The sequence below is a fragment of the Dactylosporangium sp. NPDC050688 genome, from assembly GCF_040654515.1.
Taxonomy (GTDB): domain Bacteria; phylum Actinomycetota; class Actinomycetes; order Mycobacteriales; family Micromonosporaceae; genus Dactylosporangium.
In genome coordinates, this window is record NZ_JBFAIC010000055.1 from 1 (window position 1) to 17,209 (window position 17,209).

14 protein-coding genes and 1 pseudogene are annotated in these 17,209 nt (G+C 70.1%); 10 read left to right on the top strand and 5 right to left on the bottom strand.

All coding sequences use genetic code 11. The annotated features are described in order from the left end of the window. A pseudogene (locus AB0H83_RS37235) lies at positions 1-167 on the bottom strand (DUF6444 domain-containing protein); the annotation flags it as partial. 220 nt (positions 168-387) lie between these two features. On the opposite strand from AB0H83_RS37235, the gene AB0H83_RS37240 reads away from it, so the two are divergent. The 5 genes from AB0H83_RS37240 (at position 388) to AB0H83_RS37260 (ending at position 5,741) form a co-directional block, all read left to right on the top strand. After that, positions 388-1,224, top strand: a complete 837-nt coding sequence (locus tag AB0H83_RS37240; protein WP_360103493.1) for a hypothetical protein — start codon at positions 388-390, stop codon at positions 1,222-1,224. Between the two features lie 71 nt (positions 1,225-1,295). After that, positions 1,296-1,916, top strand: a complete 621-nt coding sequence (locus tag AB0H83_RS37245) for a hypothetical protein (RefSeq protein WP_360103495.1) — start codon at positions 1,296-1,298, stop codon at positions 1,914-1,916. Positions 1,917-2,444: 528 nt separating this feature from the next. Next, positions 2,445-3,890: a hypothetical protein gene (locus tag AB0H83_RS37250; RefSeq protein ID WP_360103497.1), complete on the top strand. Its 1,446-nt coding sequence runs from the start codon at positions 2,445-2,447 to the stop codon at positions 3,888-3,890. Between the two features lie 34 nt (positions 3,891-3,924). After that, on the top strand, positions 3,925-4,434 hold the full coding sequence (locus AB0H83_RS37255) for a sigma-70 family RNA polymerase sigma factor (RefSeq protein ID WP_360103499.1): 510 nt from the start codon (positions 3,925-3,927) through the stop codon (positions 4,432-4,434). A 47-nt stretch (positions 4,435-4,481) separates the two neighbouring features. Then, on the top strand, positions 4,482-5,741 hold the full coding sequence (locus AB0H83_RS37260; RefSeq protein WP_360103501.1) for a hypothetical protein: 1,260 nt from the start codon (positions 4,482-4,484) through the stop codon (positions 5,739-5,741). A 10-nt stretch (positions 5,742-5,751) separates the two neighbouring features. Here the strand turns inward: AB0H83_RS37260 and AB0H83_RS37265 are convergent, their stop codons facing one another. Continuing rightward, a complete protein-coding gene (locus AB0H83_RS37265; protein ID WP_360103503.1) occupies positions 5,752-7,062 on the bottom strand; it encodes a helix-turn-helix domain-containing protein in 1,311 nt (436 codons plus the stop codon). Between the two features lie 106 nt (positions 7,063-7,168). Here AB0H83_RS37265 and AB0H83_RS37270 point away from each other — a divergent pair, with 106 nt between their 5' ends. The 5 genes from AB0H83_RS37270 to AB0H83_RS37290 all read left to right on the top strand — a co-directional run bounded on the left by AB0H83_RS37270 (position 7,169) and on the right by AB0H83_RS37290 (position 12,638). Continuing rightward, positions 7,169-9,574, top strand: a complete 2,406-nt coding sequence (locus tag AB0H83_RS37270) for a helix-turn-helix domain-containing protein (protein ID WP_360103505.1) — start codon at positions 7,169-7,171, stop codon at positions 9,572-9,574. Between the two features lie 535 nt (positions 9,575-10,109). Next, a complete protein-coding gene (locus AB0H83_RS37275) occupies positions 10,110-10,787 on the top strand; it encodes a hypothetical protein (protein ID WP_360103507.1) in 678 nt (225 codons plus the stop codon). A gap of 15 nt (positions 10,788-10,802) precedes the next feature. Further along, entirely contained in the window at positions 10,803-11,639 is an 837-nt protein-coding gene (locus AB0H83_RS37280; protein WP_360103509.1) for a class I SAM-dependent methyltransferase, read from the top strand. Beyond that, the gene (locus tag AB0H83_RS37285) at positions 11,621-11,980 is read left to right on the top strand and encodes a hypothetical protein (RefSeq protein ID WP_360103511.1); all 360 of its coding nucleotides are present in this window, start codon (positions 11,621-11,623) and stop codon (positions 11,978-11,980) included. The genes AB0H83_RS37280 and AB0H83_RS37285 overlap by 19 nt, the downstream gene beginning before the upstream one ends. Further along, positions 11,943-12,638 carry a hypothetical protein gene (locus AB0H83_RS37290; RefSeq protein ID WP_360103512.1) on the top strand — a complete coding sequence of 232 codons (696 nt, stop codon included), beginning with the start codon at positions 11,943-11,945 and terminating at the stop codon, positions 12,636-12,638. Before AB0H83_RS37285 ends, AB0H83_RS37290 begins: the two co-directional genes overlap by 38 nt. Before the next feature lie 10 nt (positions 12,639-12,648). Here AB0H83_RS37290 and AB0H83_RS37295 read toward each other — a convergent pair whose 3' ends face one another. Genes AB0H83_RS37295 through AB0H83_RS37305 form a run of 3 tightly spaced genes read right to left on the bottom strand, consistent with a single transcriptional unit; the run spans position 12,649 to position 17,132 of the window. After that, the gene (locus AB0H83_RS37295; protein ID WP_360103514.1) at positions 12,649-13,413 is read right to left on the bottom strand and encodes an SDR family NAD(P)-dependent oxidoreductase; all 765 of its coding nucleotides are present in this window, start codon (positions 13,411-13,413) and stop codon (positions 12,649-12,651) included. A 22-nt stretch (positions 13,414-13,435) separates the two neighbouring features. After that, positions 13,436-16,252 (bottom strand): tetratricopeptide repeat protein, encoded by a 2,817-nt coding sequence (locus tag AB0H83_RS37300; protein ID WP_360103516.1) that lies wholly within the window; start codon positions 16,250-16,252, stop codon positions 13,436-13,438. A 19-nt stretch (positions 16,253-16,271) separates the two neighbouring features. After that, a complete protein-coding gene (locus AB0H83_RS37305; RefSeq protein WP_360103518.1) occupies positions 16,272-17,132 on the bottom strand; it encodes a nucleotidyltransferase domain-containing protein in 861 nt (286 codons plus the stop codon). Positions 17,133-17,209 lie beyond the last annotated feature (77 nt).

Sequence of the window (17,209 nt, forward strand, 5' to 3'; positions counted from 1 at the left end):
ACGTGAGGATCAGCCACCTGCCGCAACGTGCGGCCCTCATGACCCGGCTGCCCGCCAGGCCGCCGCCCGGACCTGGTCCGCAACGACTTCGGCGCCGGCTTACCCAACCCATCCGACGACGGGGGCCTCGACGAATTCGACGAATCCTGCCCCAACCGGGCCTTCAGATCCGCGTTCTCCGCCCGCAACACCGCGTTCTGCTGCCGCAGAACGCCGTTGTCCCGCTCAAGCTCACCGACCAGGATCTCCAACCGGGCAAGCCGCTCCAGAAGCTGCTCGACCGACGGAATCCCAGACACCCCACCATGATCCAGACATCAATCGACCCAAGTCAAACCGGCACGCCGACCGGGCACCTGACCAGTCACGAAATGGAAAGACCTGCCGTTGCTCAACATGTTCCTGTCGGGCGAGCAGCGAACCCTGCTGTTCGGGATGGCGACGACGTCGATCCCCGAGCAGGGTATTGACCTGGGGCTCATCGACGACCCAGCGGACGTATCGGGTGTCGTCGGCGACTCGACCGTCAATTCGGTCCAGCCGGCCGCGACGACGACACCCGAGGAGGGCACTGACCCACGGGTCCTCGACGACCCGGCGGATGCGTCGGACGTCGTCAGCGGTTCGGTCGTCAGTTCCGCCGGACCGGACGGCAATGGCGAGGGCAGTTCCCGGCTCGAAACGCGCGAGATCATTGAATCCGTGCACGGGTTCAGGGGGCCGGAGTCGGGCAGGCCGCCTACCGAAGATGAACTGGGGGATGATCTGCGCCCGGAGTGGCAGTTCTGGAGGGCTGAGGACGGCGGCGGCAACATTGTCAGAGAACTCGTCAGCGAGAAACCGTACGATGACAGTTTTGCTCTCGATCCGGAATACCAGCTCTCGGACCCGTCATTTGATCCCGAAGCCTTGGAGGGTGAGTCCGGCGACGATTCGGTCACCGGTCCCGCTAATTCCGGCACACCGGGACGGCTGCTCGCCGGCCATGCATTCGGCGATGATTCCGACACCTCCAGCATCGCCAGTGCCTCCGATGCCGGACCGCTGTTCGTGAGTGATCTGGACGCCGGATACACCTCCGAAACCGCTGAGGACGATGCCTTCGACCCGCCGCCTCAGCAGATCTCGGCGGGTGTGGTGGTGGTCCCGTCGTCCGTGGATGGTGAGACACCGGAGGCCGCTCAGGCCGCGAGGAGGCCGAATCCGCTGCGGCCGGCGCGCTGAACGGCCTGCCGGAGGGCAGCGTCGCGGTGCACGTCCACGCGGCCGGGGGCGGGTTCAAGGTCGGTGACCGGGTGCTGGACGCGGACGCGTTCGCCCAGTACCTCGTCAGGAACGGGGTCATCGGCGGCGATGTGCGGCGGGTGGTCCTGATCTCCTGCAACGCCGGCTTTGGGCAGCCTTCCCTGGCCGCTCAGCTGAAGATGCTGCTCCTGGCCGAACGCGCCGGTATGGATGGCCAGGACGAGGACGAGCGGCTGGAGAAACTGTTCGACCGGGTTCGCACCATCATTGTGGGGGGCGGTAGCGTCAACGACATTCGTGACCTCGGCCTGCCCGCCGACGGCGCCTCGACAACCCGCTCGGTGCGGCCGGCCGACACCGACAGCGATGAGGCCAGGTCTACGACGACCGCCGAGGTTGGTCGCCCCACCGGCGACACGGCTCGTGACGACCGCCGTGTGCCGCTCCTCGCTGCGGCGTTTGCCAACCTGACCACCGAAACGTCCCGCCGTCGGCGCTGGACTTTGAGCTTCTGGCGACTCTCACCGAGCAACCCGGGGCAGACCGCCAGCACCGGCAGGCCCGGTCGACCGGCGGAGCGTCGATCGACAAGGCTCGTCGGGCCTGCTTCGCGATGGACCTGGAGGTGGAAGAGGGACCGTAAGGCGGAGCACGGCCCTGGCGGAGTTTAGCTACCTGGTGGAATCGCCGGCATCTGAACGGGGCGGTGCCGTGCTCGTCGAGTGGTTGGCTCGCTGCGGGCTCGACGTAGACGGTCCGTTGTGTAACGTTCGGCCGATCCCCATGCGCCGGTGAAAGCGCAGCTCATGCCGGTACATACAAATTGCAAGATCGTTTAATTTACCTGCGTGAAACATCGACGAAGCAGCTCCGAAACATCGTGATCGTGGTCCGCTGCGCCTGCCCGGTGATGGACTGGACCCCGTGCCGGAGACCATTTGGATGATCGACATCACGCCGCTGCCGGACCGGGGCATCCGCGCCGTCAACGGTCGCCCGGGCGCGTATGACGGCGTCGCCGCCGTCCGGGCCCGTGCCGGATCCGGGCCGGTGGCTGCCGTTGCCGGGCCGGACGTCTCGACGGGTGCGGTCGAGCCGCCTGCCGCCGAATCGCAGCCGGCCCGCCTCCCTGACCTGTGCGTGACCGGTGACGGTGACCGGTCCGCAGGCAACCGACCGAACCGAGAGGAGCCACACCCGTGACTGCCGACCCGACCGCGGACCGTGTGCCGGATAGGCAGCCGGTCGGCGTAGACCCGGCCACCGCGGGGAGTGCGTTGACCCCGCTGCGGGCCGTCGTGCTCCCCGGTCTCACGGAGACGGATGAGCCGGCGGCGCCGCCGCCGTCGCGGGCCGCGCGGCGGCTGCCCTGGCCGCGCCGGTCCGCCCGGCCGGCGAGCCCGGAGTCCAAGCCCGCCCGGGTGGCCGGGCCGCCGTCGCCGGCCGGGCTGCCGCCGGTCGAGCCGGTGGCCCCGGCAGGCGCCACCACGGCGGCCGTCACCGTCCCCGAGCCGGGCGACGAGCCAGCAGGCGGCCCGGTCGGCGGCCCGGTCGGCGGCCTGGGCAACGGCCTAGCGAACGGCCCGGTTGACGGCCTGGGCAACGGGCAGGGCGACGGACCGGTCGAGGGAGCCGCGGCGGAACGGGCGGCGCAGCCGGCCCCGAGCGGATCGGATCCGTTGCCGCCGGCGCAGCGCCCGGAACGTCGGCGGCGGCGCAGCGAGCCGGAGACGGCCGCGCCGGTCGCCGGGCGGAGGAGCTCCCGCCGGATGCGGGTGGCGCTCGGCGCGGCGGCGGCGGTGGTCCTGGTCGGCCCGCTGGCGTACGCGTTCGGCACCGGGTCAGGCGGGGTGGCACCCGAGCGTGCCGCGGCGCCACCGGTGGTCGGCATCGCGCAGCCGTGGCCGGAGGACACTTCGCCCACGGCCACCATGACCAACGGGTCGTCGGCCACGCCGGACCTTTCGGCGGCCGGCTCGTCGCCGCCGGTGCCGGCCGGGGTCTCCGGGTCAGACCCGGCGGCGGGGGCACCGGCGGCAGCCGGTGCCGGCGGTGGTTCTGGTGCCGGTTCTGGTTCTGGTTCTGGTGCCGGACAGCCGACCGCCCAGGCCGGGGCACAGGCGCCGAAGCCGCCGGCGGCCACCACGGCCGCGGCGAAGGCCACCAGCACCCGGACCGCCGGGGTCGGCTGCGCGAACAACGACTCCCAGAACTGGTACACCAACGGCATGAACGGCAGCTGGTCGGAGAAGTCCGGCGGTGCCGCCGGCTGCGGCCGGGCCCTGGCGATGCCGATGTCGGGCAATGCGAGCTACGACACCGGTCCGTACGTGGTGTGGTGGTTCGTGACGAACCCGGTGGTGACCGGCTCGTGCGCGGTCTCGGTCTACATCCCGTCGACGGGGGTGGCCAACGACGTGGCGGGGCGCCCGGCCTACTACAAGGTCCTCGGCGGCCGTAACAGCAGCACGGTCTACGCGAGGTTCACCATCGACCAGACCGTCAACCGTGGCCGCTGGGTCAGCGCCGGAACGCACGCGGTGCACAACGGTGAGATCTCGGTACACCTGGCGAACCGGGGCGGCAACCCCAACGGCGAACGCATCGGCGCGGCGCAGGTCCGGCTGTCCTGCACCGCCGCCTAGATCCGACGACTCCGAACCAAAGAAAGTAGCGACCGTGCAGGACGACCGGTACTCCGCATACGTGCACCGACCGGCGCTGCTGATATACGTGCGGCGCCTGGTCAACGGTGACGCCCATCTGGCCGAGGACATCGTCCAGGAGACGCTGGTCCGGGCGTGGCAGCACCCGGACGTGTTCGGGCCGGGCTTCGGCTCGGCCCGGGGCTGGCTCTTCTCCGTCGCGCACAACCTCGCCGTTGACGCGCACCGCCGTCGGCACCGCCGCGGCGAGATCGCCGTCGGCATGGTCCCGGACGCCCCGACCGGCGACGGGGTCAACGCGGTGCTGCTGCGCCATGAGGTCCACGAGGCCCTGGCCAGGCTCAGCGCGGACCACCGGGCTGTCGTCGTCGAGCTGCACCTGCACGGGTACACCATGGCCGAGGCCGCCAAGCGGCTGCGGGTGCCGATCGGCACCGTGAAATCCCGGGCGCACGCCGCGCAGCGCCAGCTCTCGGCGATCCTGCGGCAGCGTGGCGTCGACCGCACGGCGCTGTGCGCATGAGGCGCCGGGCACCGAAAGCCGCCGAGGAGCCGGCGGCTGCTGAGATCATGGCGCTCCCGGTCGGCACGGGGTGGCTGCTGCACCACGGGCGGGACCGGCCGGACGACGCGCTGCTGGCGGTGCTGCACCGGCAGCTGCCCGAGACCGGCAGCGTCTGGCTGGCGGTGCAGCCGCCGGTGCGGATCACCGCCGACGCCACCGTCGCGGTGATCGGCGCACTGCTCGGCGGGCCACCGCACGACGTCACCGGCGTCCGGCTGATCGGGTCCGGCTCGGCGGCGCCCGGCCCGGCCTCACCGGTCGGGACGCTTGCCGCGCGCCTCGGCGTCGACGTCCTCGTGCCGACCGGCTCGCTGCTCTTCGGCCCGGACGGATCGCTGTTCGTCCACGGCCGTGCCGCGGGGGCCGACTGGCGCCGGTTCCGCGCGGACGGCCGGCACGACGACCTCGGCTCCCGGCTGCCGGCGCCGGCCTGGGACGGCGCGGCGCGGCTCGCGGCCGCCTCGCGGCTACCCGCTGCGGCGGTGGCCGAGGAGATCCCGGCCGGCCTCTGGCTGCGATCCGTGCCGCAGGACCAGGCCGACCTGGGTGACCTGGCGTACGCGATCCCGGCCACCGGCGACCGGCTGCGGGTGCTGCTCGGCGACGCCGGCACCGGGCACGGCCGGGTGCCGGTGGACGCGGTCTGCGCACTGCTGCGCGCGTTGCCGGTCGCCGTGCGCAGGCAGGCGGAGCTCCTGCCCTACGGCGACCCGGCCGGCGGCCCGGACCTGGCCGCCGCGGTGGCGGCCGAGCTCGGTGAGCCGGTGCTGGTCGGCTGCGGCGTCCCGACCGTCGAACGGTCCGGCGCCCGGTCGCGTCGCTGGGTCTCCGCGCGCGGCGAGCCCACCTGGGAGCCGTTCGGCCGGCTGCTGCGCTTCCAGCCCGGCAGCGCCGAACCTGAGCTCGTGGAGGCCGTCCCGCCGGTCACCGGCTGGCCGGCCGCGCCGGGCCTGTCCAGCTGGCCGCTCGTGCCCGGCTGGCAGGTCGACGCGCTCCCCGGCGGCCTGTGGGTGCGCGGCGCGCCGGCCTTGAGGACCGCCGGGCCGCCGGAGTGCACCGCCGTGGACCCTGACCGGGTCGTGGTGGTCGTCGGCGCGCCGGACGTGGCGGTCCCGTCGGCCGTCTGGTCCGCGGTCGCCGCGCTGCTGTCCCGGCTGCCGGTCCCGGCCCGGCAGCGAGCCAGGGTCGTGGTGCCGCAGCCGGCGCTCGGCGGTCCGGACCTGGCCGTCCTCGCCGGCTGGCCGGTCGAGACGTTGCGGTCCTGAGACCTGCGGGTCACGGCGGCCCGGTGAACCCTTCGACGGCCGTGGTGTCGTCCTCGGTGGCCTGCTCCGCGCAGTACAGGGCGATCAGGGGATGCAGCCGGTGCCGTCCCGGGGCGTCGGCCGGCAGCAGCAGGCCGCTGTCGTGGAGGGCGCCGGTCGCCGCGGGGCCGGCTCCCGGCCCGGCCAGGGCGTGCAGCGTGGCGTCGTCGCAGGAGGGCTCAGGCAGCAAGGCCATCCGGCGTACCGCCGATCGCGCGGCCGGCGGCAGCTGACGGTAGGACGCCGCGATCGCGCCCCGGACCTCGAGGTCACCGACGCTGAGCCGGTCGAGCCGGCGGCGCGGATCGCGGAGCCGCTCGGCGAGGGACTGCAGCGTCCATGCCGGGCGGCTGCTCAGCCGGTTCGCGACAACCCGAAGCGCCAGCGGCAACCGGCCGCACAGCTCGACCAGCTCGGCCGCCGCGGCCGGCTCGCGGGCCGTCCGGTCGGCGCCGACCGCGGTGGCGAGCAGCCGCAGCGCCTCGTCCTCGGGCAGCGCGTCCAGGACGATCCGGTGGGTCGCCGGGAGCCCGGCCAGGCGTCGCCGGGCGGCGACCAGCACCCGCCAGCCGGTCCCGGCCGGCAGCAGCGGCCGGACCTGCTGCTCGGACTGAGGATTGTCGAGCACCAGGACACCACGCCGGCCCGAGGCCAGCCGCTGATAGGCGGCGAGACGTCCGCCGTGGGTGGCCGGGATCCGGCCGGACTCAACGCCCAGTGCGGTGAGGAGGTGGCCGAGCACGTCCTGCGGCGCCGTCGCGGTGCCGTCGGCGTCGGCGAGCTCCGCGTACACCACCGTGGCATGCTCCGCCGTGAGCAGGTGAGCCGCGTGGATCACCACGGTGGTCTTGCCGGCACCCGGCGGGCCGCCGACGACCGTCACGCCGCCGTGCGGCCCGCCGTCCAGGAGCATCCCCAGTTCCTCGGCCCGGCCGACGAAGCCCGCCGGGTCGCGGGGGAGCGAATGGCCCGGGGCGGCGCCGTCGCCCGTGGCGCCCCGGTCGGTGCCGCTGCCGACGATGCGGGCGGTGCGCGCCCGCTCGATCAGCGCCTCCCGCTCGGCCGGGGTGACCCGCAGCGCGATCGCGAGTCGTTCGACGGTGCGGCGCTGCGGCCGGACCGACACGCCCAGCTCGAGATCGCGGAGGGTCCGTACACCGAGGTCCGCCGCCGCCGCGAGCTCCTCCTGGGTGAGCCCGGCGGCGCCGCGCAGCCGCCGCAGCAGCGACCCGAACCGGTTGTCGTCGGGCCGGGACTGGGAGGAACTCGCCGGCTGTTCCACAACGACGCCTACGGCTTGATCCCTTGGGACGTGTCCACTGACCATGCCATGGTGACACAACCCGTCGTTCGCTCCGCTCGCTGGGCCGTTCGCTATGTTTTCCGGCGTGAAGCCACGTGACCGGGCGAACGACGCGTTCGGATCGGCGCTGCGCCATCACCGGCTGCTGGCCGGCCTGACCCAGGGCGATCTGGCCGAGGCGGCGCACGTCAGCATCCGGACGGTCCGCAATCTGGAGCGGGGCGGCGTGGCGGCCCAGCGACGCACGGCCGAGCTGCTCGCCGACGCGCTCGGCCTGCACGGCCCGGCCCGGCAGCGGTTGCTGGCGGCGGCCGGCCGGCCACACCACGGCGAGGCCACCGCTCCCGCCGCGGGTGTCTTCGGGCTCCCGCCCGACCTGCCCGACTTCGTCGGCCGGGAGGCCGAGCTGGACTGGCTGCTCGCGTTGGGCGAGCCGGTGCCCGGCGAGGACCCGGCCGGCACCGTCGCGGTGATCAGCGGACCGCCCGGGGTCGGCAAGACCGCGCTGCTGGTCCGGGCCGCGCACCGGCTGGCCGGCCGGTTCGCCGGGCGGGTGGTCTTCCTGGGCCTCGGCGGCGCCGGGGGGGAGCCGCTCACCGCCGACGAGGCCCTCGCCGACCTGCTGGCCGCCCTCGGCGTCGCCGCGGAGCGGCTGCCCGCCTCCGGGGGTGAGCGCGTCACCCTGTACCGGATGCTGACCGCCGACGGTCCCGGCCTGCTCGTCCTCGACAACGTCACCAGCGAGGAGCAGGCCCGGTCGCTGCTGCCGGCGGGGCGCCGTTGGCTCACCCTGCTGTCCAGCCGGGGCTCGCTGGCCGGTCTCACCGCCGTGCGCCGGCTACCGGTCGATCCGCTCTCCGACGCGGAGTCACGGCTGCTCCTCGCCGGACTGCTGGGCGCCGGGCGGGTGGCGCGGGCCCCGATGGCCGCCGCCGAACTGGCGGCCCTGTGCGGCCGGTTGCCGCTCGCCCTGCGCCTCGTCGCCGGCCGGCTGCTCGACCGTCCACAATGGAGTATCGAGGCGCTGGCCGAGAGCCTGCGCGACGAGCGGCGCCGGGCCGACCTGCTCGGCGCCGGTGACCACGCGACCCGGCGGGCGCTTGTCGTGTCGTACCGGCGGCTCGGTGATCAGGAGCGGCTGGTGTTGCGCCGGGCGGCGCTGCTGCCCGGCGCGGCCGTGTCGGCGGTGTCGGCCGCCGTGGCGACCGGTATCGACCCGGCCGACACCGCCGATCTGCTGGACTCCCTCGCCGACACCGGTCTGCTCAGCCCTGCCCCGCAGGCGGACCGGTACCTGCTGCACGACCTGGTGCGGGCCTTCGCCCAGGAGCGCGCCGAGGCCGAGGAGGCACCGGCCGACCGCGACCGGACACTGGACCGGATCGCGGACTGGCTGCTGGCCGGGGTGAGCGAGGCGGCCCGCTGGTTCGACCCGCATCCGGATCCGGTCGAGCGGCTCGGCCCGGCGGCGACGCCGGCACCCGCGGTGGAGCTCCGCTCGGCCGCCGAGGCGGAGTCGTGGCTCACCGGTGCCCGGGTGGAGTGGTGGTGGGCGATCCGGCGCGTCGCCCTGGCCGGCCGGCACGAGACGGTGCTCACCGCGGCCCGCGCCCTCTACTGGTACGCCGACAGCCATTATCACGCCGTGCCGTGGGTGGAGTTGTTCGACCTCTCCGTCGCCGCCGCGCAGGCCCTCGACGACCAGCGGGAGGAGGCGCTGCAGCGGCGCGACCGCGGCTGGGCGTACGGCACGGTGCTGCGCCGGCCGCTCGACGGGCTTGCCGACCTGGACCGGGCGATGGCGTACTTCGAGCGGGCCGCGGCCGACTCGGCACTGGGGCTGACCGCCTGGATCGCCTCCCAGCTGAACCTGATGGCGGGCCGGCTCGACGAGGCCACTGTGGCCTGCCGCCGTGCCCTTGCCGTGTTCGAGGCGGCAACCGGCGCGCAGGACCGGATCATGGCAGGTACCTGCCGGACCGGGCTGGCGCAGATCGAGGCGGCCCAGGGCGAGCACGACGCGGCGATCGCCCGCCTCGGCGCGGTGATCGCCGGCGCCGGCCCGGGTGGCACCGCCATCCGGGAGCAGCTCACCCTGACCCGGGCGAACCTGACGCTGGCCGGCCTGTACCAACATCGGCGGCAGTGGGTGGCGGCGGTCGCCGCGGGACGGCGGGCGCTGGACCACGTGACGGTGTCGAACCACCCGATCGCGTACGTGCGGGTGCTCACGGTGCTCGGAACGGCGCTGGCGCACACCGAACCGGCCGAGGCGCGCGTCGTACTGCGCCAGGCGGTCCGCACGGCGCGCGACAACTTCGACCTGATCGACGAGGCGACCGCGGGTCTGGCACTCGCCGATCTGCTCACCGGTGCCGAGCGGGCCGAACTGCGGCACCGGGCGGCCGAGATCTGCGGTGCGCTCGCCACCCCGGAGGCTGAGCGGTTGCGGGCCCGGATCGCCGCCGACCCGTTCCCCGGCGCCGGCTGACGCCGGGTGTGGCGCCGGTGGGCGCCCTGACGGTGCGACGAGGTGCGCGCCCGGACCCGGGCGGGCGCAGGGCAGGCCGCGGTACCGCACCGGGCGTGCCGACGCCGATGGCGAGGACCGGCTCCGGCTCGACGCCCGTCTCGCCCGCGCCCGCCACGACCAGGGCAAGCACGGAGAGGCCCGCGAACACTGGCAGCACGCCCTGACCGTCCTCACCGACCTCGGCATCGACCGCACCGACGACGAGGAAACCACCACGGCGGCGATCCGCGCCCACCTGACCTCCACCGCCCCGGCCAGCTGACCCGCGAACACCGCAATCGATGAAATTGATAGATCGTTGGAGGAGCGGAACCGGTATCGACCGACACGTGGACTCGGCCCGACGCTGATGCTGTATGCCAGAATTCGCACGCTCCGTCACTGCCATGGCTTGAGTGCTTCTGTATATGTTTCAATTTGGGGGCCGTTACGACTGGCCTGCTGTGCAGCAGAACATCTCAGCCCGACATTACCGATCCAAGGATCTTGTGGGGTGGCACCGGTGGTGAGACCCGATGATGCCGTGGTCGGCGAACTCGCGTCTGCGTATGACCGCCGTGACCCTGACCGCTCCATCGCCGCAGCTGCGGAGCTGATCGGTGCGTGCCGGGTCGACGATCTCGATGCCTGGTGGCATCCATTGGGGTTCTTCCGCTTTGACCTGGCACTCGACTCGAACGGTTGCCGTTACACGATGCACTGCTGGCCGCCTGGCATTCGAGCCACTCAGAACCCGGCATGGACTATTCACCGCCATGTGTGGGAGTTGGAGAGTCTCATCGTCGAGGGCGGGTTGCGTGACACGCAGTTCGTCAGCAACGACGCAGCCGATGACCGGTGCACCGGCGTCGTGTATCTCGCGGGTTCGGCGCCCGGCCGGGTCTCGCTGCTGGAGCGCACCGAGCGGCGGATCGGGTTGGCACCCGATGTGGACGATTTTCGCCGGGCCGGACAGTTCTACAACGTCTCACTGTCCTCCTTTCACGAGAGCCTTGTTCACCCCGACGGCGCATGCCTGACGCTGGTGCGCATCGGTCCCCGGCTGCGCAGTCGATCGGAGGTTGTCGGCGAGGAACACGCGCCCGCCGCGCTACGCTACCTGCACGAGCCCGTCGACAAGGGACTACTGCTTGACGGGCTCGCCATGGCCGGCCTGCACCCGCGAGGATGAGCAGGGGTATCGGCGGTGTACCCCTACCGGGACGGACTCACAGCGCTGAGCGGCAGCCCGGTCAAGGCGGCGGTCGCCGGATTGTCCGAGACGGACCGGGCGTTGCTCGACACCGTCGATCACGTCGTTGATCTCGGCTGCGGCAACGGTGCCCCGGCGGCAGCACTGGTGCCGGTGCTGCCAACCACCTGCCGTTGGCTTCTCGTTGAGAAGGACGAGGGGCAACTCGTCGCTGCACGATCCAGGCTGCGTTCCATGACCAGCCAGCGGGTCGACGGGGTCTGCGCCGACCTGACGCGACTGCCGTTCGAGCGGCTTCCATCGGGTCCAGGGCTGATCCTGATCTCACATGTGTTGTACTACCTGCCAGGATGGCAGGACGTCCTGTCCTGGCTGGTCCAAAAGGCGCGATCCAGCGGTTCCGCGCTGGTCGTCGTCATGCGCAGCCGGCAATCCGCCTCCTATCAGCTGCGAGCCTGCATACGCACAGCGCAGGGAGGGTCCGAGGACGGAATGCTGACCGCAGAGTCCGTACAATCCTGGCTTAAGTCCCACGATGTCCCGTATTCCGCGGTTGCTTCCGCTGCAGCCGTCTCGTATGACTTGACCGGCATCAGGATGGACGACCCCGACATGGTGCCACGGGCGTGCGATCGCCATGCATCCCTCTACAGCATGCTCAGTCTGCTATGCCATACTGACCCGGCAGGACTGGATCCCGGCCCGGCGGCGGCACTGACGAACGTGATTCGCAGAATGGTGCACCGCAATAGGCTCGATCTGCTTCTTGACGACCTCATTCTTGTCGTATCACCGTCCTCTCGGGAGGTTCCGTGCCGCACCTTGACATAAAATACAAGTCGGACGTTCTGCAGGAGTCGGATCTGGAAACCATCGCCGATACTCTGCTGGGGATCGTCGGGAAGCATTTTCAGGAGAACCCCGACTTTGTGTCTCTGGAGATCGCACCACAGCATGCGGTGGTTCGTAATCGCAAACATGTCGATCTGGAACTCAACTCCTCCCCCGACCCGGACGGACTCCGGGCCGAAGCGGCCAAGGCACTGTCGGATGAGCTGGCGGAGACTGTCGCAGCGCACCTCACGGACAGGGGATACAACAATCTTGAAGTCAGTGCGTGGGTAAGAATCTTCGATGCCGGCGTCTACCGATATCACCGAATGGGCAGCTGAGGAATCTGCTGTCTGGGAGATCGTCCTCGATGAGGCATGGCGCTCCTACCTCGCCCGAGGTTGGGGAGTCGGGGCGGCGGCCACAGTGGGCGGGCAAATTCTGAGCGTCGCTGGCAATGCTACGGACCCAGCCTGTGGCTCCTCCTTCTTCCAGCATGCGGAGATTCGTGCACTGAGCGGCCTGCCGTCGAGCGTGCATACCGTCGTCACGGTGTACACATCCCTGGAACCGTGCGTCCTGTGCCTCGGCGCGTTGACGTTCTGCCGGGTGCCAGAGGTGCGCTTCGCCGCCCGGGACCTATCATTCTCAGCGGCTCACCGCGCACTTTCCCAGGCGCCGATTCTCGGCACACGGGTTCCGGCGATGCAGGGACCGAGGAACGGTCGGATCGGCGCGTTCTGCCGCCTGCTGCCGTTGGTCGCTGAGATCGAACACGGACTCGGCAGCCAGCGGTTCGGTCTGGAAGAACGGCTCTGTCCGCGGCTTCTGGATCTCGCTGTCACCTGCATCGAACAGCACTTGCTGTCGCAATACCGACTGGCTTCCGGTGAACGTGCGTGGCCAGACGCGATCAAGCTGCTGGCGGTTGAACTGGATGCCGCCGCGCAGGATCTGGAGGCGGCGGAGCGTACGCTCCGCCGCCTCCAGATCCTTTGATGGCGACAGGTCAGGAGGCGAGACTCAGGGCGCCGTCGACATACAACGTCGCGCCGGAAATGAACGGCACGTCACACAGCATCAGCACCGCATCGGTCACCTCGTCAACCGTGCCGAGACGGCCGACCGGCGTGCGTTGCTCGATGTAGGAGATGTAGTCCTCGCCCGCGCGGCGCGTCATGGCGGTGTCAATGTTGCCCGGCGCCACCGAGTTCACGGTGATGCCAGCGGGACCGAGATCAACAGCGAGTGCCTTTGTCACAGCGTCGAGCGCAGCCTTTGACATCGAGTATGAGAGCACCGCGGGCGAGGCATGGTGACCGTAGATGGATGAGATGTTCACGATCCGGCCCCAGCCCGCCTTCCGCATCCCGGGTACGCATGCCTGGGCGCAGAACACCGCCGCGGCGGCATTGGTCAAGAACGCGTCGGTCAGCGTCTCACTGCGCTCGGCCTCCCAACCAGCGCTGTTGGGAATGACGCCGGCGTTGTTGACCAGAATGTGCACCGGATGTCCGAACAGCCGCTCGGCCTCTGAGACCAGCCGCGCGGCACCGTCCGCTGACCGGACGTCGGCCTGCACCGCAACGCCCTGCCCGCCCGCGGTCGTGATGTCGTCGACGGTGCGCTCCGCCCCAGTCTCATCATCAAGGTAATTCACCACCGTCGGCGCACCTTGAGACGCGAGCGCCACGGCAATTGCGCGGCCGATGCCTCGTGAGCCGCCGGTGATCAATGCGATTCTGTCCTTGAACCGTGACGAGGGCTCGGCCACGATACCTCCTTGTTATGGCTGGCTAGATGACGGTCACCATCTGATCGATGAGAGGGGCGGTGTTGAGCAGTGCAGCTTCCTCGGCGCGGCGGAGCCGGTCGACGGACACGGCATGCGGCGCGCTGGCGAACACTTGCGCCATTCGTCTGGCCACCTCTTCGCGGCGACCGTTGGGAAGGGCGCTCAGAACATCTTGGCACGATCGCAATGTCGCGTCGCCAAGGTACGGGCTGAACTTCGCCGCCGCCGCCAATGCGAGCCCGAGATGACTACCAGTCGCCTCGTCGTCCGTTCCGGCAGCCATTCGCGCCAAGGCGAGATGGGCGCTTGACTCGAGGTCGTGGAAGCCCGCTGCGGAGGCCGCGGCAAGCGCTTCGTGAATCAGCGGTTCCGGATTGCGCTCGGCGCCGATCTCGGCTCCGAGCGTGGCGCCAACCAGTTTCGCCAGCACCCTGCCGTGCCTGTTCTGAGCGCCGATTAGCACTTGGACGGCTTCGCTCAGCACCGCCCCGGCACGCGCGGATCCGACGCGGTGGTAGCCCTCCGCCAGATACAGCAGGGCCATGCCGAGCGAATACGGCTCATGGACCCGATCCCGCTCCAACGCGACCGCTTCCTCGAGCCATGCGACGGCCTGCTGATCTTGTCCGAGCGCGAGGTTGACCCGGCCCAGCCGGTAGAGCGTGATGGCAAGATAGACGAACCCGTCATTCGCCGACAGCAGTACTCGGGCGCGATCAAGCCAGTCGAGAGACTCCGCTGCGGAGCCAGCCTGACGGTACAGCTCTCCGAGGTTCAGGGAGGCGAGACCGGCGTAGTAATGGTCGTTGATGCTTTCGAAGTAGCGGTAGGCACGGTTGCCAGCGGCGAGCCCCGCAGCGATCCGGCCGGTGAGCCAGCCGTGCCAGGCCGCGCATGACTCGGCCTGCGCCACCCCGAAGTCGTAGCCCACCGCACGCCATCGACGAATGGCGACTTCGATGACCGCACTCGCATCCGAGTGCCGTCCCGCGAACGCCAGCATGTAGCAGAGCACGAGCGCGGCCTGGCCGGCAACCAGGTGATCCGTGATCGAGGGCAGCCCATCCATGGCGATCGCGCAGTAGTGATCGGACGTACGCTGGTCGCCGAGGACACCGTGCATCTCCGCCAGCCGCGCCGCAAACATCGTGGCATGGTCGGTCAGGGCGGCCGTGGTTGCTCGCTGGTAACCGTCGCTGGCAGATGCCAGTGCCGCACCGACATCACCGATCTGGTGCATGATCTCGATGAGGCTCGCAAGCGCCGAGATCTGCAGGGTGTCGGCGGCGCCGGGGTCGGCGGCGATCGACCTGAAACGCTCTCGTGCAATAGCGAGATTCCCGGCGGCCCGGGCGCTTTCGCCGTCCAGGTAACGGATTCGTGGATCCTGGCTGGCTTCGGGATGTGCGGTGATCAGGCTGAACGCGCCGGCGCTCGGGATCCGCCAGACCTGCGCCGGCACCCGGCTCACGGCCTGCACGAGAATGTCTACGGCGCGCTCGACGTCGTAACGGATCGTATGCCGGATCCACTCCACGAAGCGATCCTGCCATTGCACAGAGAACAACTGTGTCCCGTCCACCAACTGCTGGTAGTGCCACGCTGCCCGGCGGCGCAGTTCGAGCAGTTGCAGCGGTGAGCGTTGCCGCAGAATCTCGATGACAGCTTCGCGAACGACCTCCTTGATCACCCACCGGCCGTCGTCGCGACGGACAACGAACGAATACCGCGACAGCTGCTCCAGTTCATCGACCGCCGAGGCGTCGAGTAAGGCGGCCAGCGCGTCCAGGTCGAATGCCTCCAGGATGCAGCACGCCTCCACCACTTCCCGCAAGCGGCCCTGCTGCTCAAGTTGACTCAGGAACCGGTTTACGACCATCGAGCGGACCTCGTGAAAGTCCTGCGGCCGTACAGGATCTGTGCCGCCGACGTCGATGCCTTCCACGCTCAATGCCAACGCCCACGGCAGCCCGCCGGTGAATGCCTTCAGATCGGCGCGGAGCGAAGGTTGCTGTACCGCGAGGCGATCGAGGTATTCGTCCTGTTCCTGCTCTGTGAACGGCTTCAGTTCATGGACGAGGGTGAACGGGCGGAACGCCGACCAGCCGGAGTTCATCCGCTCGGGGCGCTCCCGCCCGGCGAGGACGAGCACCGTCTCTGTCGACAGGTCCGATTCGAGGCACCGCCGCACCCAGTCATCGACCTCTGCGGTCGCTCCCTCGTAGTAGTCGATCATCAGGAACAAGCGGCCGCTCCTCGACAGCTTGTTGACGCCCGCGATGAACGCCGAGGTAAGCAGCGCCGGCCCCTCGAGATAGGCGTTCGACTCCCGGCCGTTGAGGAATTGCGAGAGGTAACCGCGAAGACGCTCCTCACCGATGGTCCCGGCGATGAATGCGCCGACGATCCCGCTGTTCTCCAGGGCCTTGTAGGCACCATTCGCGGCCGAGCCGGCAGCCGCGTGCAGTTTCGACGCGACCGCCGAATACCGCCGCAGCTCCTTGTCGAAGGTCCGGAACACCTTGGGATCCGAATTGAGCTGGCTGCGCCAGACACTCATGAGATCGAAGGCCGAGTGTGCGGTCTCCAGGGTAGCCACCGCAACGTTGGGTGAGTTGAGCTTCGCAAGATTCGCCAGCTCTGTGAGCAGTGCGGTCTTCCCGATACCACCGACCCCGGCGTATGAGAACACGTGAAACGTGGGTGGTCTGGCACGGATGGCATGCTGAATGAACGCGTCGGTTTCGGCCGCTCGCCCGACAAATCGCCGCCGCTGCTGCTCGCGCAGACGCCCCCGCAGCGTGCCATCGGGATTCATCGGTGCTCGACTGGGGGCGTCATGACGGTCCGAGGCGCGTCGCGAGGCGATGAAGTATCCGCTCCTCGAGGGCCGACCAGTCGACGGGTGCGTCGATCTGCGACGCAAGCGCGTCCTGCAGGCGGGCGGCGAGTGCGACGGTGGCCCGGACGACCGGCTCTCCCATCTGATCCGTGCTCTGTCGGTCCAGTTCCTCGATCGCGCGGCGCCACTCGTGCGGCAACTCCTGCTCCATGGCCCGACCCGAGTGCCGGAAGTAGCTTCCCGCAGGCTCCTTCGCCGATGCCAGCCTGGCCAGGACCAGCAACTGCTCCTGAATCTCCCGGTGGTACTTGCGCGCCTGCCAGGTGTGGCCGCGGGCGAGTTCCTTCGTCACGTTGAACAACCTGAAGTAGATTTCGGACAGCGCGGCAGCGGCGATGCTCCTGCTCGGCAACGCCTCGGCTTTCGCCGCCGCCAGCGTGCTCGCGAGCCGCCCGTCACGCTCGAACAGGATCCTTCCTTGCCGCTGGAGGTATGACGGCCGGAGTGCAGCGTCGGAGCGGACAAACAGCTGCACAAGTCCGATCTCCCCATAGTCGACGGTATAGCCCCAACCGATGAGTGGCGCAAACGACGGCCCACGCCGCCGCCGCACGGGCCCTGCGCACTCCAATAATTCGAAGGCAAAACCGCCGCAATATGTATCGAACTCGATAGCCGTTACATACATGAACAGGTCGATGTCCGAAAGTGGGTCCGCTTCGCCCCGCCCAACCGAGCCGCCGATCTCCATGCCGAGGACGCCCTTGAACCTGAGATCATGGGCGAGGACGTGGGCAAGGCCCTCTAGGAACGTGTTCCGGATGAGGCCGATATCATTGGCCCGCGCATCAGGCATGCCAAATTATAGAGCTTCCCTTTGCTACATCAACAGCTGCAGCAAGAACCGACCCGTTCGGACGACGCGGGTCGATC

Bases quoted from the DNA above. Each gene is read 5' to 3' on its own strand.
- AB0H83_RS37260 (WP_360103501.1), top strand. From the start codon at position 4,482: ATGGCGCTCCCGGTCGGCACGGGGTGGCTGCTGCACCACGGGCGGGAC.
- AB0H83_RS37290 (WP_360103512.1), top strand. From the start codon at position 11,943: ATGCCGGCGTCTACCGATATCACCGAATGGGCAGCTGAGGAATCTGCT.
- AB0H83_RS37300 (WP_360103516.1), bottom strand. From the start codon at position 16,252: ATGAATCCCGATGGCACGCTGCGGGGGCGTCTGCGCGAGCAGCAGCGG.
- AB0H83_RS37305 (WP_360103518.1), bottom strand. From the start codon at position 17,132: ATGCCTGATGCGCGGGCCAATGATATCGGCCTCATCCGGAACACGTTC.